Origin of the sequence: Aeromonas sp. S13(2024) (genome assembly GCF_041402405.1) — a bacterium.
In the GTDB taxonomy this organism is placed as follows: domain Bacteria; phylum Pseudomonadota; class Gammaproteobacteria; order Enterobacterales; family Aeromonadaceae; genus Aeromonas; species Aeromonas veronii.
In genome coordinates, this window is the sequence record NZ_JBGLRA010000001.1 from 591,571 (window position 1) to 607,333 (window position 15,763).

The following is a 15,763-nucleotide window of genomic DNA, read 5'->3' on the forward strand; positions in this document are numbered from 1 at the left end:
TTTACGTCAAAATTAACGTAATCACATGTTGTTATAAGACTGCGGATTAGGTTTTAGCGAGGAATAAGTGGTTTTTACGTTATTTTGGGGCGCTGATTTTACTCTTTTACGCTACAAATACGAAAGCCTGAAATTCGCCTTTTTTGCTCTTTGAGAGCTGATTCATATTGTTGGCGACTCAAGTGATGCTCCGTTTCCAGGTCCATCCTAAGCAGTTTGCTCAATCTTTGCTCCAGCGCTCGTTGTGCCTTGAAGCTCGGATCATCCGATGCCATCAGATAGCTTTTGTTGAGAAGCGGTGGCCGGGTCTGCTCATTGATGTAGTCAAAGAAGTCGACCTCCTGATCGGCCATCTTGATCTTGACCCGCTCCACCAGATGGGGGATGGGTTTGCTGAAGTCGTCATACCCCATCAGACTCACCTTGCCGGAGCGGATGTGCAGCTTGATCACGTCGATATCGGTCAAGTCACCGTAGAGCTGGCAGGCCGCCCCGAGGTAGACACGCAGCAGAGGCGGTAATTGCGCAACAAAGCATTTGTGCAGCAGCAGTGAATGGCTGGGATAGAGCAGGCTGTTGGGTAGCTGTTGATGGGCCAGCTCGCAGGCCTGGTTGATGAGGGCGATATCCGCAATCTGGTAGAGCAGTGCTTTGGCTGTCTGTTGTGCCTGCGGGTTGCCACCGAAAAAGGCTTTGATATCCCGCTGCAGCTCGCTGGGGTACTGGGTATAGGCTTGGCGTTTGCCAAACAGGTTGAGCGCCAGGTAGACCAGCAAATCTTGCTGCCGCTCCAGCTCGGCCTGCTTTAACTGGGCAAGGTCAAAATGCTGGCCAAGCAGGGTCATGGCTTTGCGATGACTGCCTGCTATATCTCTTAACTCGTCGCTTTGTTCAAACTCGTCATTGGCCGGGATTCGCCCAAGGGTCAGCGCCCGCTGCCAGAAGGCTTCAAACAGCGTTTGATGACGAGTGATCAGTAGTGCTGCTGCGGCCTGATTGTTGGGGGTGGGCGAGGTCAGCTGCTGCCAGCTGTGGCTTCGGCGTTGACGCTGTGCCAAAAAGCGTTGCTCTTCGAGCTTGTCTTTGAACACGTAAAAGATGCCGGGCCCAACGGCGATGGCATTTTCATCCAGTGTTTTGTCTATGTAGTGCTTGAGCTCGCTTTGGTTGTAGTAGCGCTGAAAGGTGTTGCGCGAGGTGATGACGCCATCTTTATAAGGGGTGAACTGGGCAATAAAGCTGTCGTTGGCCAGCATGGCCGAGACGACCAGCAGGGTTTGGGTCAGCTCCCAGGCGCCGAGCAGTGCCTCCATTCGCTCATCTTGATCCTCAATCACGTTGATCACAAAACCGAGATTGACCAGATGGGAGACCACCTTCTCGCCATCCGGGCGAAAGTTCGGGTCCCAGCCCAGCGCGTCAATACCGTGTGCTTCGAATTCCCGCAGGTCATCCCCTCGGCCGCAACCGTAATCAAACAGCGCATAGTCGCCGTTGAGATAACCATGGCGTGCCAGCATCTTCATGGGGGCCGAGAGTTCATGACGAACCAGCGCGGTTTTATGGCGATCAATTTGTGGGCCACCCTCTTCGGGCGGCAGGGCGGAGATGCGAAACAGGCGCCCATCAACCAGTTGGTAGCCGTGTCTTGCGATAAGCCGTTCCCACGAGGCTTTGAAGCCAATCATGCGGGGATGATCGTAAAGTCCCGCCAACTCCCCCTCTTCGGTGATCTGGCGACAGATCTCTACTTGTGGATGATCGGGGGTCAGCATGCACTCTTTGCGGTGCAGAATGGGGGGATTGTCCTGGCTGTCGTAGCGGGTAACTGTATGGCTTAGTTTGGCCAGATCAACGGTCACGCTCTGCTTGAGGCTGGGGTAGGCCTCTTCGAAGAAGGTGGGGTAGCTGAGCAGTGACAGCCGAAACTCCTGCTTTGCCAACTTGACCAGATCCCATTCACACTCCGGGAGTTTGAGCGCTTGTGCTACCGCACAGACAAAACGGTAGAGCTGTGGGCTGGTCGTGGCCAAGGTCTCTTTGTGCAGATAGACCGCGTCGGGCAGCACTTTTTTGTATGGCAGGGCCGCGACCAGTTGCGTGAAGCGCTCGGGGGTCAGCATCAGCACATTCCTTTGAGTTGGGTGAGTGTCAGCCGCTTGGGCATTCGTCTTCCATGGTGAGTGTTGAGTTCGACCAAGGCGCGGTTTTGTTCGTGCCCATAGCTGATATGCAGTGGCCGGTCTGGGCCATAGAGATAGAGACGATCAAACGGGGTGTGTTGCGCCAACCAAAGGGCTACCTGATAGCTGTTCTTCCCTAGGTATATCAGATCAACCGCGGCCCCTTGCCGAGGACAGATAACGCTTCCTCGCTGATTGAGTTCACAGGCTGCATGTTGATCGAGTGTGGGGGCTATACCGGGGGAGGCGTTGGAAAGAATAGCTTTGCGCAGTGTTACTCCACAAAACCCATAGGTCAGCAATGGGTGGCCAAATGCTTCTACCAGCGGATCGAGAATATGCGTTGCCAGTTCACGGTAGGCCAGCCAGCTCTCGGTTTGTTCAGGCAAGTTTGGGCATTGGATGCGTTGCCAAGTTTCACCACAGTGAAACAGCATCTCGAAGGTGAAATGTTGGCTGCAGGATTCCTTTATATCTATGGAGATGCCCCCAAACAGCTATCACAAATGGAAATGAACATGCCACGTTAGGCTGGGAAACCACATTCTGCCTTGACGGTATTATCTACGGGGTTCCTAGCCAGAAAGCAAAAATTAGCACGCGGTGAGCTTTTCCTGCTATGCCCTTTTGTTGGTGGAAGCATTGGAACTGTGAGTGTGATTTATACATCTGTGGATGAGGAGTTGCGCTGGTTCAAAGGTGGTGCGCTATAATGGCTGTATATAAATACAGGTGTTTTGCCATGAAGCTGTTAACCCCAGACCCATCACCCGCCGAGGTGACCATCCCGCTGTTCTTGCACCGCGCCTCTTGCGGCTTTCCCAGCCCAGCCAGCGACTATCTGGAAGGGAAGTTGGACCTCAACACCCACTGCGTGGCGCACCCTGCAGCCACCTTCTATCTGCGTGCCGAGGGGGAGAGCATGACCGGGGTCGGTATCTTTCCCGGTGACTTGCTGGTGGTCGATAAGAGCCTCACCCCGCGCCATGGTGATGTGGTGATTGCACTACTCGATGGCGGCTTCACGGTAAAGACCTTGCAGCTCAAGCCGAGGTTGCGGCTGTTGCCAGCCAATCCGGCGTTCGCGCCTATCGACCCTTGTATGAGCCTCTCCCTGGAGTTGTTCGGAGTGGTCACCCATGTGATTGGCAATCTGAGGCAGCGTGATGGCTATAGCGCTCGTTGATGTAAACAACTTCTACGCCAGCTGTGAGCGGCTGTTTCGCCCTGAGCTGCGTGGCCGCCCGATCGTGGTGCTCTCCAACAACGATGGATGCGTGGTGTCGCGCAGCCCCGAAGCCAAGGCGCTGGGTATCAAGATGGCCGGGCCCTACTTCAAGATCCGCGAGCAGTTCGAGGCGCATGGCGGTGTGGCATTCAGCTCCAACTACGCGCTCTATGGAGACATGTCTGGCAGGGTGATGAGCACGTTGGAGACCATGGCCCCCGAGCTGGAGGTCTACTCCATCGATGAAGCATTCCTGTCACTGTCGGAGTCGTTTGCCGGGGACCTGACAGCCTATGGACAACAGATCCGGCAGCGAGTGTGGCAGTGGACCGGCCTCACGGTAGGGGTTGGGATCGGCCCCACCAAGACCCTCGCCAAGCTGGCCAACTATGCAGCCAAGAAGTGGCCTGCCACTGGCGGCGTCGTGGACTTGCGTGACGAGCTGCGCCGCGCCCGGCTGATGGCTATCACCCCGGTGGACGAGGTGTGGGGCATAGGACGGCGCTTGGGGGCCAAGTTGGTGGCACAAGGCATCAACACCGTGGCTGACCTGGTGGCTAGCGACGCCAAAGGGTTACGTGCCCAATACGGCGTGGTGGTCGAGCGGATCGTACAGGAGCTGCGTGGCCTGCCTTGCGCAGAGCTGACCGTTGAACCGGCGGCGAAGCTGCAGATCCTCTCGAGCCGTTCCTTTGGTGAGCGCGTGACTGACCGTGGAGAAATGGCCCAAGCGTTGTCGGGCTTTATGGCTCGCGCAGCCGAGAAGCTGCGGGCCGAGGGGATGTGTTGCCAGCGGGTGCACCTGTTCGTGCGAACCAGCCCCTTTGATGAACGAGCGCCTTACTACAGTGAGCAGGCTGGCGTCCGGCTGGTCTGCCCTAACGATGATACCCGGTTGCTGCTGCAGCAAGTGAACGTGCTGCTACCGCAGATTTGGCGCGACGGTTACCGTTATCAGAAGGGGGGCGTCATGCTGAGTGAGTTCACCCCCAAGGGGCAACAACAGGCAGATCTCTTTGCCCCGTCCTCCGCTCAATCAGATGCGCTGATGGCCGTGATGGACCAGATCAAAGCCAAGGGATTGGGGCGCGTAGGCTTTGCCAGCCAAGGCACGGGGTCGCCTGAGTGGATGATGCGACAAGAGCACCTGAGCCCCTGCTACACCACCCGCTGGGAGGACCTGCCAGTGGCGAGGTAACCAAGGCACAATGAGGCCGCTACTTGGCTGTAGTAGGACGTTTTGGAAGTTAGTCGAATTTGAGTTGAGAGAAAATAGGGAGAGTGGATCGTTCACTGCGAGGGGAATGTGACAGAGCAAGCATTGAGGGATAGCTGGCTCAGCTTGAAACAATGGAGAAACAGATACGAAAAAGCCCAGCCAAAATGCTGGGCTTTAGAATTTGGCTCCCTCGACAGGACTTGAACCTGTGACATACGGATTAACAGTCCGCCGTTCTACCGACTGAACTACGAGGGAAAAGTGGCTCCTCCTACTGGACTTGAACCAGTGACATACGGATTAACAGTCCGCCGTTCTACCGACTGAACTAAGGAGGAATTGCCTGTCTCGTTAAGACGGGGCGAATATTAATGACCAGGGCGGCGGGTGTCAACCCGCGAATTTCCCGAAAACCGGATTTTCGGACTGTTTGCCCAAAAGTTGCGCTTTGCGGTTTATTTTCAGCACAATCAGTCCCTTGCCATCGCATTGGCCAACTGATGCCGGGAATATTGGTTCGGTTCGCATCAACCTGATGATGCCAGCATGATGTCGCGAACGTGCTGGTAACCAGGCGAGGCTCAAATGGTAATCTTTGTGGCAAAAAGGGGGAGAGCAGGAGCCAAGATCGGCGATTTGGCGGCAAATAGGCCAAATAATGGGTGAGCGCGCGTTTCATTGATCCTGCCCATCGAAAAAATGGCCCGTCTGGAGTAAGGTTACGCAGGATACCATCGCCGCGTCGACAGCCCTGCCGGCCCTTGATGATGATCGGGCGCCGGATCTCTCCGGCCTTTATCTCCCTCTTCTGGTATTACGATATACATGCACAAGCAAGCCTCTTTAAATAGCGTGAAGCTCGCCATAGCCTTACGCCAGTCCTGTATTGATGAACCCTACAGCATGGCCCGCTTCGGCCGTGATCTTATCGCCGGTGTGACGGTGGGCATCATCGCCATCCCGCTCGCCATGGCGCTGGCCATCGCCAGCGGTGTACCGCCGCAACACGGTCTCTATACCGCCATCATCGCCGGTATCGTGATCGCCGTGACCGGTGGCTCCCGTTACTCCATCTCCGGCCCGACCGCTGCCTTTGTGGTGATCCTCTACCCGGTCGCCCAGCAGTTCGGGGTTGGTGGTCTGTTGATGGCGACGCTCATCTCCGGCCTCTTTCTGGTGGCGATGGGGATGGCCCGTCTTGGCCGCCTTATCGAGTACATTCCCCCGTCAGTGACACTGGGCTTTACCGGTGGTATCGCCATCGTGATCGCCACCTTGCAGATCAAGGACTTCTTTGGCCTGAGCGTGCCCGAGATGCCGGAAACCTATCTGGGCAAGGTCGAGGCGCTGGCCGCCGCCCTGCCAAGCTGGCAGTGGGGCGATACCCTGGTGGGGGTCGCAACGCTGGCTGTGCTGCTGCTCTGGCCGCGCCTGCGTCTGCCGGTGCCCGGCCACTTGCCCGCGGTGCTGGTCGGGGTGGGTCTGGGTTTTGGCCTCCATTACTTTGGGGTGGATGTGGCCACCATCGGCAGCAAGTTCAGCTATACCCTGGCCGATGGCACCCAGGGGATGGGGATCCCGCCCATCGCACCGACCCTGGTGATGCCCTGGGCCTTGCCCGGACCGGATGGCTTGCCAGTTGAATGGAACCTGGCGGCTGTTGAGCGGCTGCTGCCTGCCGCCTTCTCCATGGCAATGCTGGGGGCGATCGAGTCGCTGCTCTGCGCTGTCGTGCTCGATGGGATGACCGGTCGCAAACACAGCTCCAACGCCGAGCTGGTAGGGCAGGGGCTTGGCAACATCTTCGCTCCCTTCTTTGGCGGCATTACCGCTACCGCCGCCATCGCCCGCTCTGCCGCCAACGTGCGTGCCGGCGCTACGTCCCCTATCTCGGGGATTGTTCATGCGCTGGTGGTGCTGGCTGCCATTCTGGTGCTGGCCCCCTGGCTCTCCTGGTTGCCGCTCTCGGCCATGGCTGCCTTGCTGCTCATCGTGGCCTGGAACATGAGTGAAGCGCACAAGGTGGTGGAGCTGATCCGTCGCGCGCCCAAATCCGATGTGCTGGTACTGCTGGTCTGCCTGTCACTCACCGTCATTTTCGACATGGTCATCGCCATCACCTTCGGGGTGATCCTGGCATCCCTGCTCTTTATGCGCGAAATCGCCAAGATGACCAAACTGCACGACTTGGCCGAGCACAAACGCTATGCCCACGAGGTGCCGGACAACGGCCTGCTCTACAAGATCAACGGTCCGCTCTTCTTCGCAGCGGCCGAACGGGTCTTTGCCGAGCTGGAATCACAAGTGAAAGGGCACCAGGTGCTGGTGTTGCAGATGGAGGCGGTTTCCATCCTCGATGCGGGCGGTCTGTCTGCCTTCCTCCACTTTGGCAAGCAGATGGCTAAAGCCGGTGTCGAGTTGCGGGTGGCCGAGTTGCAGTTCCAACCGCTCAAGACCCTGGCCCGTGCCAAGGTGCGGCCGCAGCCCGGCAAGCTGGAATTTTACGGCTCGCTGGAAGAGGCGCTCAAAGGTGAACCTTTGCACGAAGCGGCAGTAAATTGATTGAAAGGGATACGAAACGGCATATTTTTGGTCACTTGGTTCGGATATTGAGCAAACGAACGCAAAAAGTAAAAAATTGCATTGACCAAAAGCCATCGTATCCCTTACATTACGCCCCGTCGCCGCGGCATGGTCCGCCAGTGAATGTGCAGCTCAAGCACATAAAGCAGTGAGCAAAAATTTGGTGAGGTGTCCGAGTGGCTGAAGGAGCACGCCTGGAAAGTGTGTATACGGCAACGTATCGAGGGTTCGAATCCCTCCCTCACCGCCAAATTGCAAAGCCCTGATGTTTCCATCAGGGCTTTTTGCTATCCGCGTTTTTGCGAGCGCTGTGGGCAAGCCGATGGCTATGGGGGGCCGGCTCGGGTATAGTCCTGCGCCAATGGCGTTATCCTGTTTTGCTGACCCGTCGTGGCCCTGGTGGTGGCGAGGGCAGGCCTGTGTAAGGAGTGTTATGAAGTTCAGTCCCCTGCTCGATGAGATGATGAAAGCCCTGCAGGTATTGCCGGGGGTGGGGCCCAAGTCTGCCCAGCGGATGGCCTTTACCCTGCTCGAGCGTGAGCGCAGCGGCGGTTTGCGGCTGGCCCAGCTGCTCTCTCGCGCCCTGACCGAGATCGGTCACTGCAGCCACTGCCGCACCTTTACCGAGAACGACCGCTGCGATATCTGCGCCAATCCCAAGCGGGAAGAGAATGGCCTGCTCTGTGTGGTGGAGAGCCCGGCGGACGTGGCCGCCATCGAGCAGACCGGCCAGTTCTCCGGTCGCTACTTTGTGCTGATGGGTCATCTGTCGCCGCTGGACGGCATCGGCCCGGAGGAGCTGGGGCTCGATATTCTCGAGCGCCGGTTGAAGGAAGAGCACATCAGCGAACTGATCCTCGCCACCAACCCCACCATCGAGGGAGATGCCACCGCCTGGTATATCGCCGACATGGCCCGTGCGGCCGGGGTAGAGGTGAGCCGCATAGCCCACGGGGTGCCGGTGGGCGGCGAGCTGGAGCTGGTGGATGGCACCACGCTCTCCCACTCCCTGATGGGACGCCAGCGCCTCAAGTAAGGGGCGGGTGGCGGCAAGTCGCGAAAAACTGAACATAAAATCGGCGGTTACACGCCAACAGGGGGCGAATGAGCAGGATTGCACATTCGCCCCCTTGATATTTGGATCCCTGTCCCCATCTAGGTTGGGCATATGTTCAACCCGATGTTTCTGAGGATTGGTCCATGACCCAAAGTGTTCATGCCGAAACCCACGGCTTTCAGACTGAAGTCAAACAACTGCTGAGCCTGATGGCTCACAGCCTCTACTCCAACAAAGAAGTATTCCTGCGCGAGCTGATCTCCAACGCATCCGATGCGGCGGACAAGCTGCGCTTCAAGGCGCTTTCCGATGCCTCTTTGTTCGAAAACGACGGCCAGTTGCGTGTGCGTCTGGTGGTGGACAAAGAGAAGCGTACCCTGACCATCTCCGATAACGGGATCGGTATGACCCGTGATCAGGTGATTGAGCACCTGGGTACCATCGCCAAGTCCGGCACCGCAGAATTCTTCAAAAACCTCTCCGGCGATCAGGGTAAGGATTCCCAGCTGATCGGCCAGTTCGGGGTCGGTTTCTACTCCGCCTTTATCGTGGCCGACAAGGTGACCGTGGTCTCCCGTGCCGCCGGTACTGCTCCGGAGCAGGGCGTACAGTGGGAATCGGAAGGGGAAGGCTCCTTCACCGTCGCTGATGTGACCAAAGAAGGTCGCGGTACCGATGTCATCCTGCACCTGCGTGCCGAAGAGGACGAGTTCCTCGACGACTGGCGTCTGCGCTCCGTGGTGGGCAAATATTCCGATCACATCAGCGTACCGGTCGAGATGTTCAAAGAGGGCACCCCTGATCGGGAAGAGGATGGCGAGACCATCGTCGGCACCCCGGGCGAGTGGGAGCAGGTCAACCGCGCCACGGCACTGTGGACCCGCAACCCGAAAGATATCAAGGACGAGGAGTATCAGGAGTTCTACAAGCACGTCGCCCACGACTTTGAAGATCCGCTGCTGTGGGGTCACAACCGGGTGGAAGGGGCGCAAGAGTACACCAGCCTGCTCTACGTACCGGCCCGCGCACCGTTCGACCTCTACAACCGCGAGCAGAAGCACGGTCTGAAGCTCTATGTGCAGCGCGTCTTCATCATGGACGATGCCGAGCAGTTTATGCCGACCTACCTGCGCTTCGTCAAAGGGGTGCTGGACTCCAACGATCTGCCGCTCAACGTCAGCCGTGAAATCCTGCAGGACAACAAGGTGACCGCCTCCCTGCGCAAGGCTTGCTCAAAGCGCGTGTTGACCATGCTCTCCAAGCTGGCGAAAGACGATGCCGAGAAGTACGCCAAGTTCTGGAAAGAGTTCGGTAACGTGCTCAAAGAGGGCCCGGCCGAGGATTACGCCAACCGTGAAGAGATCGCCAAGCTCTTGCGCTTTGCCAGCACCGCTGGCGAGGGCGAAGCCCAGACCGTCTCTCTCGAGGATTACGTTGGTCGCATGAAGGAAGGTCAGCAGAAGATTTACTACATCACCGCCGACTCCTATGCCGCTGCCAAGAACAGCCCGCACCTCGAGATCTTCCGCAAGAAGGGTGTCGAAGTGCTGCTGATGTGGGAGCGCGTGGACGAGTGGCTGATGAGCCACCTGACCGAGTTCGACGGCAAGCAGCTTATCTCCGTCACCCGTGGTGAACTGGATCTCGGCGATCTGGAAGACGAAGCCTCTAAGCAGGCCCAGGAAGAGGCCGAGAAGGCCAACGCCGGTCTGGTTGAGCGGGTCAAGAAGAGCTTGGGCGATGCAGTGAAAGAGGTGCGTGTCACTCACCGTCTGACCGACTCCCCCTCCTGCATCGTCACCGACGCCTACGGTATGAGCACTCAGATGATCAAGCTGATGCGCGCGGCCGGCCAGCCGGTACCGGAGCAGAAGTACATTCTGGAGCTCAACCCTGATCACGCGCTGGTGAAGAAACTCGACACCATTGACGACGAAGCTCTGTTCGGTGAGTGGGTCACCCTGCTGCATGAACAGGCCCAGCTGGCCGAGCAGGGCGGGCTGAACGATCCGGCGAGCTTCGTCTCCCGTATCAACCGTCTGTTGCTGCAAGCCTAAGCAGCAACGCCGGTAACAGAAAGCCCACTGCATGCAGTGGGCTTTTTTGATCTCGCCGTGTGAGCTCGGCGAAACACAGCGGTGAGGGAGGTGGCCAGCGCCTCTCTATTTGCGGTATTCGTTGTTGTAGTTCTGGATGAGACGGCGGGTCACCTCATGCTGGGGATCGGCAAACACTTTGAGGGTCTTGCCGCGCTCCACCACCCGCCCTTCGTGCATTACCAGCACCTCGTCACTGATATGGCTGACGATGCCCAGATCGTTGGCGACCAGCACATAACTCAGTCCCATGGTCTCCTGCATCTCCAGCAGCAGGTTGATGATCTGGGAGCGCACCGAGATATCCAGGGTGGAGAGTGCCTCATCGGCCACCACTATCTTGGGGTTGAGGATCAGTGCCCGCGCCAGCGCCACCCGCTGCTGCTGACCGGAGGAGAGCATCTGCGGATAGAACAGGGCGTGATCCGGCAGCATCCCCACCATACGTAGGGTCTGCACCACCTTCTCGCGGCGCTCCTCTTCAGTCATCTCGGTGTTGAGGCGCAGTGGGGTTTCCAGGATCTGGCCGACCCGGATCTTGCGGTTCAGCGAGGTGTTGGGATCCTGAAAAATCATCCGCAGCAGTTTGCAGCGAGTCTGGTAATCGCCATGCACCATCAGCTGGCCGTCGATGGCGATGTCACCGCTGGTGGGTTCGATCATGCCAGCCAGAATGCGGGCGAGGGTGCTCTTGCCGGAGCCTGCCTCGCCGACGATGGCGAGGGTCTGACCCACTTCGAGATCGAACGAGAGGGGCTTGATCGCCTCCACCGCCTGACGACGGAACAGACCGGTGCGGTTCTGGTAGGTTTTGCTAAGGCCTCTGACCTGCAACAGGGATGGCTCGATCACAAGCGGGGCTCCTTCATGGGGGCATTAACGGTCATCATTTTTTTGGCTCCTCCATGTTCAGCGGGAAGTGGCAGCTGAACTGATGGCCCTTGATCTTGTTCATCAACGGAGTCTGCACGCACTGCTTCTGGGCATAGGGGCAGCGCGGCCCCAGACGGCAGCCGATGGGCAGGTGTTGCAGCGGCGGGATGACGCCGGGCAGGGTCTCTAGGCGCGACTTGTGGCGCACCAGCTTGTCAAAGTCGGGGATCGATTTGAGCAGGGCATCGGTATAGGGGTGATGCGGGGTCTCGAGGATCTGCTCCCGGGTGCCTACCTCCACCATCTGGCCGCAGTACATCACGTTGATGGTATCGGTCAGGTTGGCGATGGCGGCGATATCGTTACTGATGATCAGGATGGTGGTATTGCCCAGCTTGTTCATCTTGTCCAGCAGTCGCAGGATCTGGGAGTGGGTGGTGGACTCCATGGCGCTGGTGGGCTCGTCGGCTACCAGCAGACGCGGCTGGTTGGCAATGGCCATGGCGATCATCACCTTCTGGCACATGCCATCCGACAGCTCGTGGGGATAGGCGCGCATCACCTTGCGGTGATCCTTGACGCCTACCCGGTGCAGCAGGGCGATGGCTTTCTTCTTGCGCCACTGGAAGCGCTGCCAGAATTGTCCCTCGAACGAATCGGTCGGGATCGCCTCTTCCAGCTGGGTGCCGATCTCCTCGGAGGGATCGAGACAGCTGATGGGGTCCTGGAAGATCATGGCGATCTCGCGACCCATGATGCGACGGCGCTCCTTGGGAGCCATGGTCAGCAGATCCATGTCGTTGAAACGCATCCGGTCGGCACGAACCGTCCAGTTGTCCTTCTCGATGCCGACGATCACTTTGGCGATCAGACTTTTTCCGGAGCCGGATTCACCCACCAGACCGCGGATCTCCCCCTCGGTCAGGGTCAGGCTCACCTTGTCCACCGCCTTGACCTTGCCTTGCGGGGTGTCGATCTCGATGGTGAGATTGCGAATATCGAGCAGCGGCATCAGTCATTCCCCTCTTTGAGTGCTTCGCGAATGCCTTCACCAACTAAATTGGTCACCAGCACGCTGAACAGGATGGCGATGCCGGGCAGGGTGACGGTCCAGGGGGCGAGATAGATAAGGTCGCTCGAATCGGCCAGCATGGTGCCCCACTCCGGTTGGGGAGATTGGGCGCCGAGGCCAAGAAAACCGACCGCCGAGATATCGAGAATGGCCGCCGACAAGGTGCGGGTGGTCTGGGCCACCAGGGTTTCGACAATGTTGGGCAAAATAGCCAGCCGCATGATCCGGAAGGGAGGCGAGCCATCGAGGCGGCTGGCGGTGATGTACTCCTTCTGCATCTCGGCATGCACTGCGTTATAGGTGGCCCGGATAAAGGGCGGGATCAAAGCGAGCGTAATGGCAATCAGGGTATTGCCAAAACCCGGCCCCATGATGGCGACCATGATGATGGCCATCAGCAGGGAGGGGATGGAGAGCAGGGTATCGAGCAGGTGGTGCAGCACGCTCGATTTAAGCCCCTTGCTCATCCCGCCGAGGATACCGATGGCGGAGCCCACCACCATGGCGATCACCACCACGACCAGCGCATAGCCGAAGGTGAGGCGCGCCCCCACCACCAGCCGGGAGAGCATGTCGCGCCCCAGATCGTCGGTGCCGAGGAAGTAGTCGATGTTGCCGGTTGCCGCCCAGGAGGGGGCGAGCAGCAGCTTGTCGGTGTGCTGTTCATCGATGCCGTAGGGGACGACCAGCGGCCCCACCAGCGTGATGAGCAGCAACAGCAAAAAGCACCAAAGCCCTGCCATCGCCAGCGGATTGCGGCTGTAGGAGGTCCACGTCTGCTCAAGGGGCGAGAGGATCTTGAGCTCGGGATAGATGTTCGATTTATCTTGCATAGGATACCTGGCTCCTGGTCACGCCATGAGCGCGTTCAATCTTGTTTGGCATACAACTCTTTGCGCCGTGCCGGATAGATAAGGGTGGTCAGCAACTCGGTGCTGACGCTGGTCAGGATCACGAAACTGGCGACCACCAGGGTCGCGCCGCGAATAGCGGCGTAATCCTGCAGGGCGATGCTGCTGATGAGCCAGCGGCCGATCCCGTGCCACTCGAACACCACCTCGGTGATCATGGCGGAGGTGAGTACGCTGCCTAGCTGCAGACCCAGCAGCGGCAGTACCGGCGGCAGGGCGTTCTTCAGACCATGGCGCCAGACGATCTGCGCCTTGGAAAGGCCCCGGCTCGCTGCCGCCTTGATGTAGTTCTGCTTCATCACGTCGATGAGGGAGCTGCGCACATGGCGGATCACCTCGGTAGTGGGCACCACCGCCAGCACCAGTGACGGAAGAATCAGGTGGCGCAGGGCATCGTGCAGCGCCGCTTGCCGCCAGGGTTCGTTGCTGAGCAGCACATCGATCACCGCGATGCCGGTAATGGGGGGGACGTCGTAGAGCAGGCTGATCTGCCCGGAGGCTGGCAACCAGCCGAGATCCAGCGAAAAGAGCATCACCACCAGCAGCGCCAGCCAGAACACCGGCACCGCATAGCCGATAAGACCGGCAGTCATGATGGAGAGATCCAGCGTCTTGCCCTGTGACAGGGCCGCCAGGGTGCCGAGGGGAATGCCCACTAGCAATGAGATGGCGAACGCCGCCAGACAGAGGATCAGGGTCGTCGGGAAGTAGTGGCGGATCTCGTCCAGCACCGGTAGCCCGGAGACGCTGGAGAGCCCCAGGTCACCAGCGAAAATGCGGCGCAGGAAGTCGGGATAGCCGCTCCAGAAGCTGAGCTGATGGCCGATCAGCCGATAGTCCAGCAGATAGGCGACAAAGGTCAGCGCCAGCAGAGTGATAAGCAGCAGGTTGATGCGGCGCAAGGTGTATAGAAGCATGCTTACTCCCTGTGAGCCTGGTTGAAGGAGGTGCCGCCAAAGGGCATCAGCGTCAGCCCCTCGATGTCGCTGCGGCTGACCTGGGTACGCAAGGCGTGCGCCAGCGGGATCAGCGGCAGCTGTTCGTTAAGCAGGGTCTGGGCATAGTAGTAGTTACGCAGCCGGAACGAGAGCTGGGGCGTGGTGACCGCATCATCCAGCAGCTGGTCGAAGGCCGGGCTGCACCAGCGGCTGTAGTTGTTGCCGCGCTCCACTGCCGAGCAGCTCAGCAGCTGGCGGAAGAAGTTGTCCGGGTCGGCGTTGTCGGCAATCCAGCCGGAGAGCAAGCTGTCGTACTGCCCCTTGGTGAGGCGCCCTTCGATCACCGGCCACTCCCGTTGCACGATCTTGAGCTTGATCCCGACCTTGGCCAGATCGCTGCGGATCAGCTGGGCAGTCTTGACCGCATCCGGGTTGTAGGGGCGGGCGTCCGGTTGTACCAGCACCTGCATCTCGAACCCTTTCTCCAGTCCCGCCTCCTTGAGCAGCTGGCGCGCCCGTTTCAGATCGGGCTTGCGCTCGGGCAGGCTGGGGTTGTACCCCCATGAGAGGGTCGGCAGCAGGCTGTTGGCGGGCAGACCTGTATCGAAATAGACCGCCTGAAGCAGGTTGTCGATATTGATGGCGCTGGCAATGGCCTGACGCACCTTGACGTTGTTGAACGGCGGCTTGCGGGTATTGAGGGCCAAAAAGGCGACGTTCATCCCCGACTGGACCGAGAGGCTCAGCGCCGGATTTTGCTTGATCACCGAGAGCTGGCTGGCGGAAGGGGTGCTCATCACGTCGCACTCGCCGGTCAGCAGCTTGGCCAGCCGTTTGGCGGATTTGGGGGTGATGTCGTAGACCAGCTGTTCAATCTTGGCATCGCCGCCCCAATAGCCGGGGTGGCGCAGATAGCGGATGAACTCGTTGTGGCGATACTCCTTGAAGCTGAACGGTCCGGTGCCGATGGGGCGGCTATCCAGCAGGGCCGGCGTGCCCGCCTGCAACATCTGCTCGGCGTATTCGGCGGAGAGGATCACCGCATAGTCACTGGCCAGGGTGGCGAGGAAGGAGGCGTTCGGCTGATTCAGCTCGAATACCACCGTCTGCGGCCCCTTCTTGCTCACCCGCTTGATCAGCAGATCTTGCCCCAGGCTGTAGAAGTAGGGGTAATCGCCGCCGGACACATTGTGATAGGGGTGCTGCTCGTCAAGCTGGCGGGCATAGGTGAAGACCACATCATCGGCATTGAAAGTGCGGGTGGGCTTGAACCAGGGGGTATGGTGAAACGTCACCCCCTTGCGCAGGGTCAAGGTATAGGTGAGGCCATCCTCGCTGACATGCCAGTTGGTGGCGAGCGCTGGCTCCAGCGCCAGGGTGTTGGGGTTCACCTCCAGCAGGCGGTCGTAGAGCGGACGGGCACTGGCATCTAGTGTCACCCCGGAGTTGGAAACATGGGGATTGAAGGAGAGGGGGGCTCCCTCAGCACAATAGATGAGTCCGGTTTTGGAGGCCTCGGGTTGCTTCTGGCAGCCGGTGACCAGCACCAGCAGACCCAGCAGCAAGGGTGTGAGCATTCTCATTGTTGAACCATGTTCTTATA

The 15,763-nt window shown here is 59.0% G+C and carries 12 protein-coding genes and 3 tRNA genes; 6 read left to right on the forward strand and 9 right to left on the reverse strand.

Features of this window, described 5'->3' with window-relative positions; all coding sequences use genetic code 11:
• Nucleotides 1-98: 98 nt before the first annotated feature.
• Together ACB042_RS02615 and ACB042_RS02620 are read right to left on the reverse strand one after the other, a co-directional pair.
• Nucleotides 99-2,123, reverse strand: coding sequence for a DNA phosphorothioation-associated putative methyltransferase (locus ACB042_RS02615; protein ID WP_371177730.1), 2,025 nt, complete (start codon nucleotides 2,121-2,123; stop codon nucleotides 99-101).
• Nucleotides 2,123-2,572, reverse strand: coding sequence for a hypothetical protein (locus tag ACB042_RS02620; protein ID WP_371177731.1), 450 nt, complete (start codon nucleotides 2,570-2,572; stop codon nucleotides 2,123-2,125). Before ACB042_RS02620 ends, ACB042_RS02615 begins: the two co-directional genes overlap by 1 nt.
• Before the next feature lie 353 nt (nucleotides 2,573-2,925).
• On the opposite strand from ACB042_RS02620, the gene umuD reads away from it, so the two are divergent.
• Nucleotides 2,926-3,369 (forward strand): translesion error-prone DNA polymerase V autoproteolytic subunit, encoded by a 444-nt coding sequence (umuD, locus tag ACB042_RS02625; protein ID WP_025327594.1) that lies wholly within the window; start codon nucleotides 2,926-2,928, stop codon nucleotides 3,367-3,369.
• The gene (gene umuC, locus ACB042_RS02630; RefSeq protein ID WP_371177732.1) at nucleotides 3,350-4,609 is read left to right on the forward strand and encodes a translesion error-prone DNA polymerase V subunit UmuC; all 1,260 of its coding nucleotides are present in this window, start codon (nucleotides 3,350-3,352) and stop codon (nucleotides 4,607-4,609) included. The genes umuD and umuC overlap by 20 nt, the downstream gene beginning before the upstream one ends.
• Nucleotides 4,610-4,812: 203 nt before the next feature.
• Here umuC and ACB042_RS02635 read toward each other — a convergent pair.
• Together ACB042_RS02635 and ACB042_RS02640 are read right to left on the reverse strand one after the other, a co-directional pair.
• Nucleotides 4,813-4,888 (reverse strand) — tRNA-Asn (locus ACB042_RS02635).
• A 4-nt stretch (nucleotides 4,889-4,892) separates the two neighbouring features.
• Nucleotides 4,893-4,968 (reverse strand) — tRNA-Asn (locus tag ACB042_RS02640).
• Nucleotides 4,969-5,455: 487 nt separating this feature from the next.
• On the opposite strand from ACB042_RS02640, the gene dauA reads away from it, so the two are divergent.
• From dauA to htpG, 4 genes are all read left to right on the forward strand, one after another.
• Complete coding sequence (gene dauA, locus ACB042_RS02645; RefSeq protein ID WP_371177733.1) at nucleotides 5,456-7,192, forward strand: C4-dicarboxylic acid transporter DauA; 1,737 nt, start codon at nucleotides 5,456-5,458, stop codon at nucleotides 7,190-7,192.
• 183 nt (nucleotides 7,193-7,375) lie between these two features.
• Nucleotides 7,376-7,463 (forward strand) — tRNA-Ser (locus tag ACB042_RS02650).
• 183 nt (nucleotides 7,464-7,646) lie between these two features.
• Nucleotides 7,647-8,249 carry a recombination mediator RecR gene (recR, locus tag ACB042_RS02655; protein ID WP_019444931.1) on the forward strand — a complete coding sequence of 201 codons (603 nt, stop codon included), beginning with the start codon at nucleotides 7,647-7,649 and terminating at the stop codon, nucleotides 8,247-8,249.
• A 164-nt stretch (nucleotides 8,250-8,413) separates the two neighbouring features.
• Nucleotides 8,414-10,327 (forward strand): molecular chaperone HtpG, encoded by a 1,914-nt coding sequence (gene htpG / locus ACB042_RS02660; RefSeq protein WP_144712742.1) that lies wholly within the window; start codon nucleotides 8,414-8,416, stop codon nucleotides 10,325-10,327.
• Between the two features lie 105 nt (nucleotides 10,328-10,432).
• Here the strand turns inward: htpG and ACB042_RS02665 are convergent, their stop codons facing one another.
• The 5 genes from ACB042_RS02665 to sapA are packed head-to-tail and all read right to left on the reverse strand — an operon-like array spanning nucleotide 10,433 to nucleotide 15,737.
• A complete protein-coding gene (locus ACB042_RS02665) occupies nucleotides 10,433-11,218 on the reverse strand; it encodes an ATP-binding cassette domain-containing protein (protein ID WP_005333681.1) in 786 nt (261 codons plus the stop codon).
• Nucleotides 11,219-11,252: 34 nt separating this feature from the next.
• Nucleotides 11,253-12,251, reverse strand: coding sequence for an oligopeptide/dipeptide ABC transporter ATP-binding protein (locus ACB042_RS02670; protein WP_005333679.1), 999 nt, complete (start codon nucleotides 12,249-12,251; stop codon nucleotides 11,253-11,255).
• Entirely contained in the window at nucleotides 12,251-13,144 is an 894-nt protein-coding gene (locus ACB042_RS02675; protein ID WP_144712744.1) for an ABC transporter permease subunit, read from the reverse strand. Before ACB042_RS02675 ends, ACB042_RS02670 begins: the two co-directional genes overlap by 1 nt.
• A 35-nt stretch (nucleotides 13,145-13,179) precedes the next feature.
• On the reverse strand, nucleotides 13,180-14,139 hold the full coding sequence (locus tag ACB042_RS02680) for an ABC transporter permease subunit (protein ID WP_144712746.1): 960 nt from the start codon (nucleotides 14,137-14,139) through the stop codon (nucleotides 13,180-13,182).
• Nucleotides 14,140-14,141: 2 nt separating this feature from the next.
• Complete coding sequence (sapA, locus tag ACB042_RS02685) at nucleotides 14,142-15,737, reverse strand: ABC transporter substrate-binding protein SapA (protein ID WP_186301834.1); 1,596 nt, start codon at nucleotides 15,735-15,737, stop codon at nucleotides 14,142-14,144.
• Between the last annotated feature and the right edge of the window lie 26 nt (nucleotides 15,738-15,763).

Coding starts and splice junctions, on each gene's coding strand:
- sapA (WP_186301834.1), bottom strand. CDS start 15,737: ATGCTCACACCCTTGCTGCTGGGTCTGCTGGTGCTGGTCACCGGCTGC.
- recR (WP_019444931.1), top strand. CDS start 7,647: ATGAAGTTCAGTCCCCTGCTCGATGAGATGATGAAAGCCCTGCAGGTA.
- umuC (WP_371177732.1), top strand. CDS start 3,350: ATGGCTATAGCGCTCGTTGATGTAAACAACTTCTACGCCAGCTGTGAG.
- dauA (WP_371177733.1), top strand. CDS start 5,456: ATGCACAAGCAAGCCTCTTTAAATAGCGTGAAGCTCGCCATAGCCTTA.
- ACB042_RS02675 (WP_144712744.1), bottom strand. CDS start 13,144: ATGCAAGATAAATCGAACATCTATCCCGAGCTCAAGATCCTCTCGCCC.
- ACB042_RS02615 (WP_371177730.1), bottom strand. CDS start 2,123: ATGCTGACCCCCGAGCGCTTCACGCAACTGGTCGCGGCCCTGCCATAC.
- umuD (WP_025327594.1), top strand. CDS start 2,926: ATGAAGCTGTTAACCCCAGACCCATCACCCGCCGAGGTGACCATCCCG.
- htpG (WP_144712742.1), top strand. CDS start 8,414: ATGACCCAAAGTGTTCATGCCGAAACCCACGGCTTTCAGACTGAAGTC.
- ACB042_RS02670 (WP_005333679.1), bottom strand. CDS start 12,251: ATGCCGCTGCTCGATATTCGCAATCTCACCATCGAGATCGACACCCCG.
- ACB042_RS02680 (WP_144712746.1), bottom strand. CDS start 14,139: ATGCTTCTATACACCTTGCGCCGCATCAACCTGCTGCTTATCACTCTG.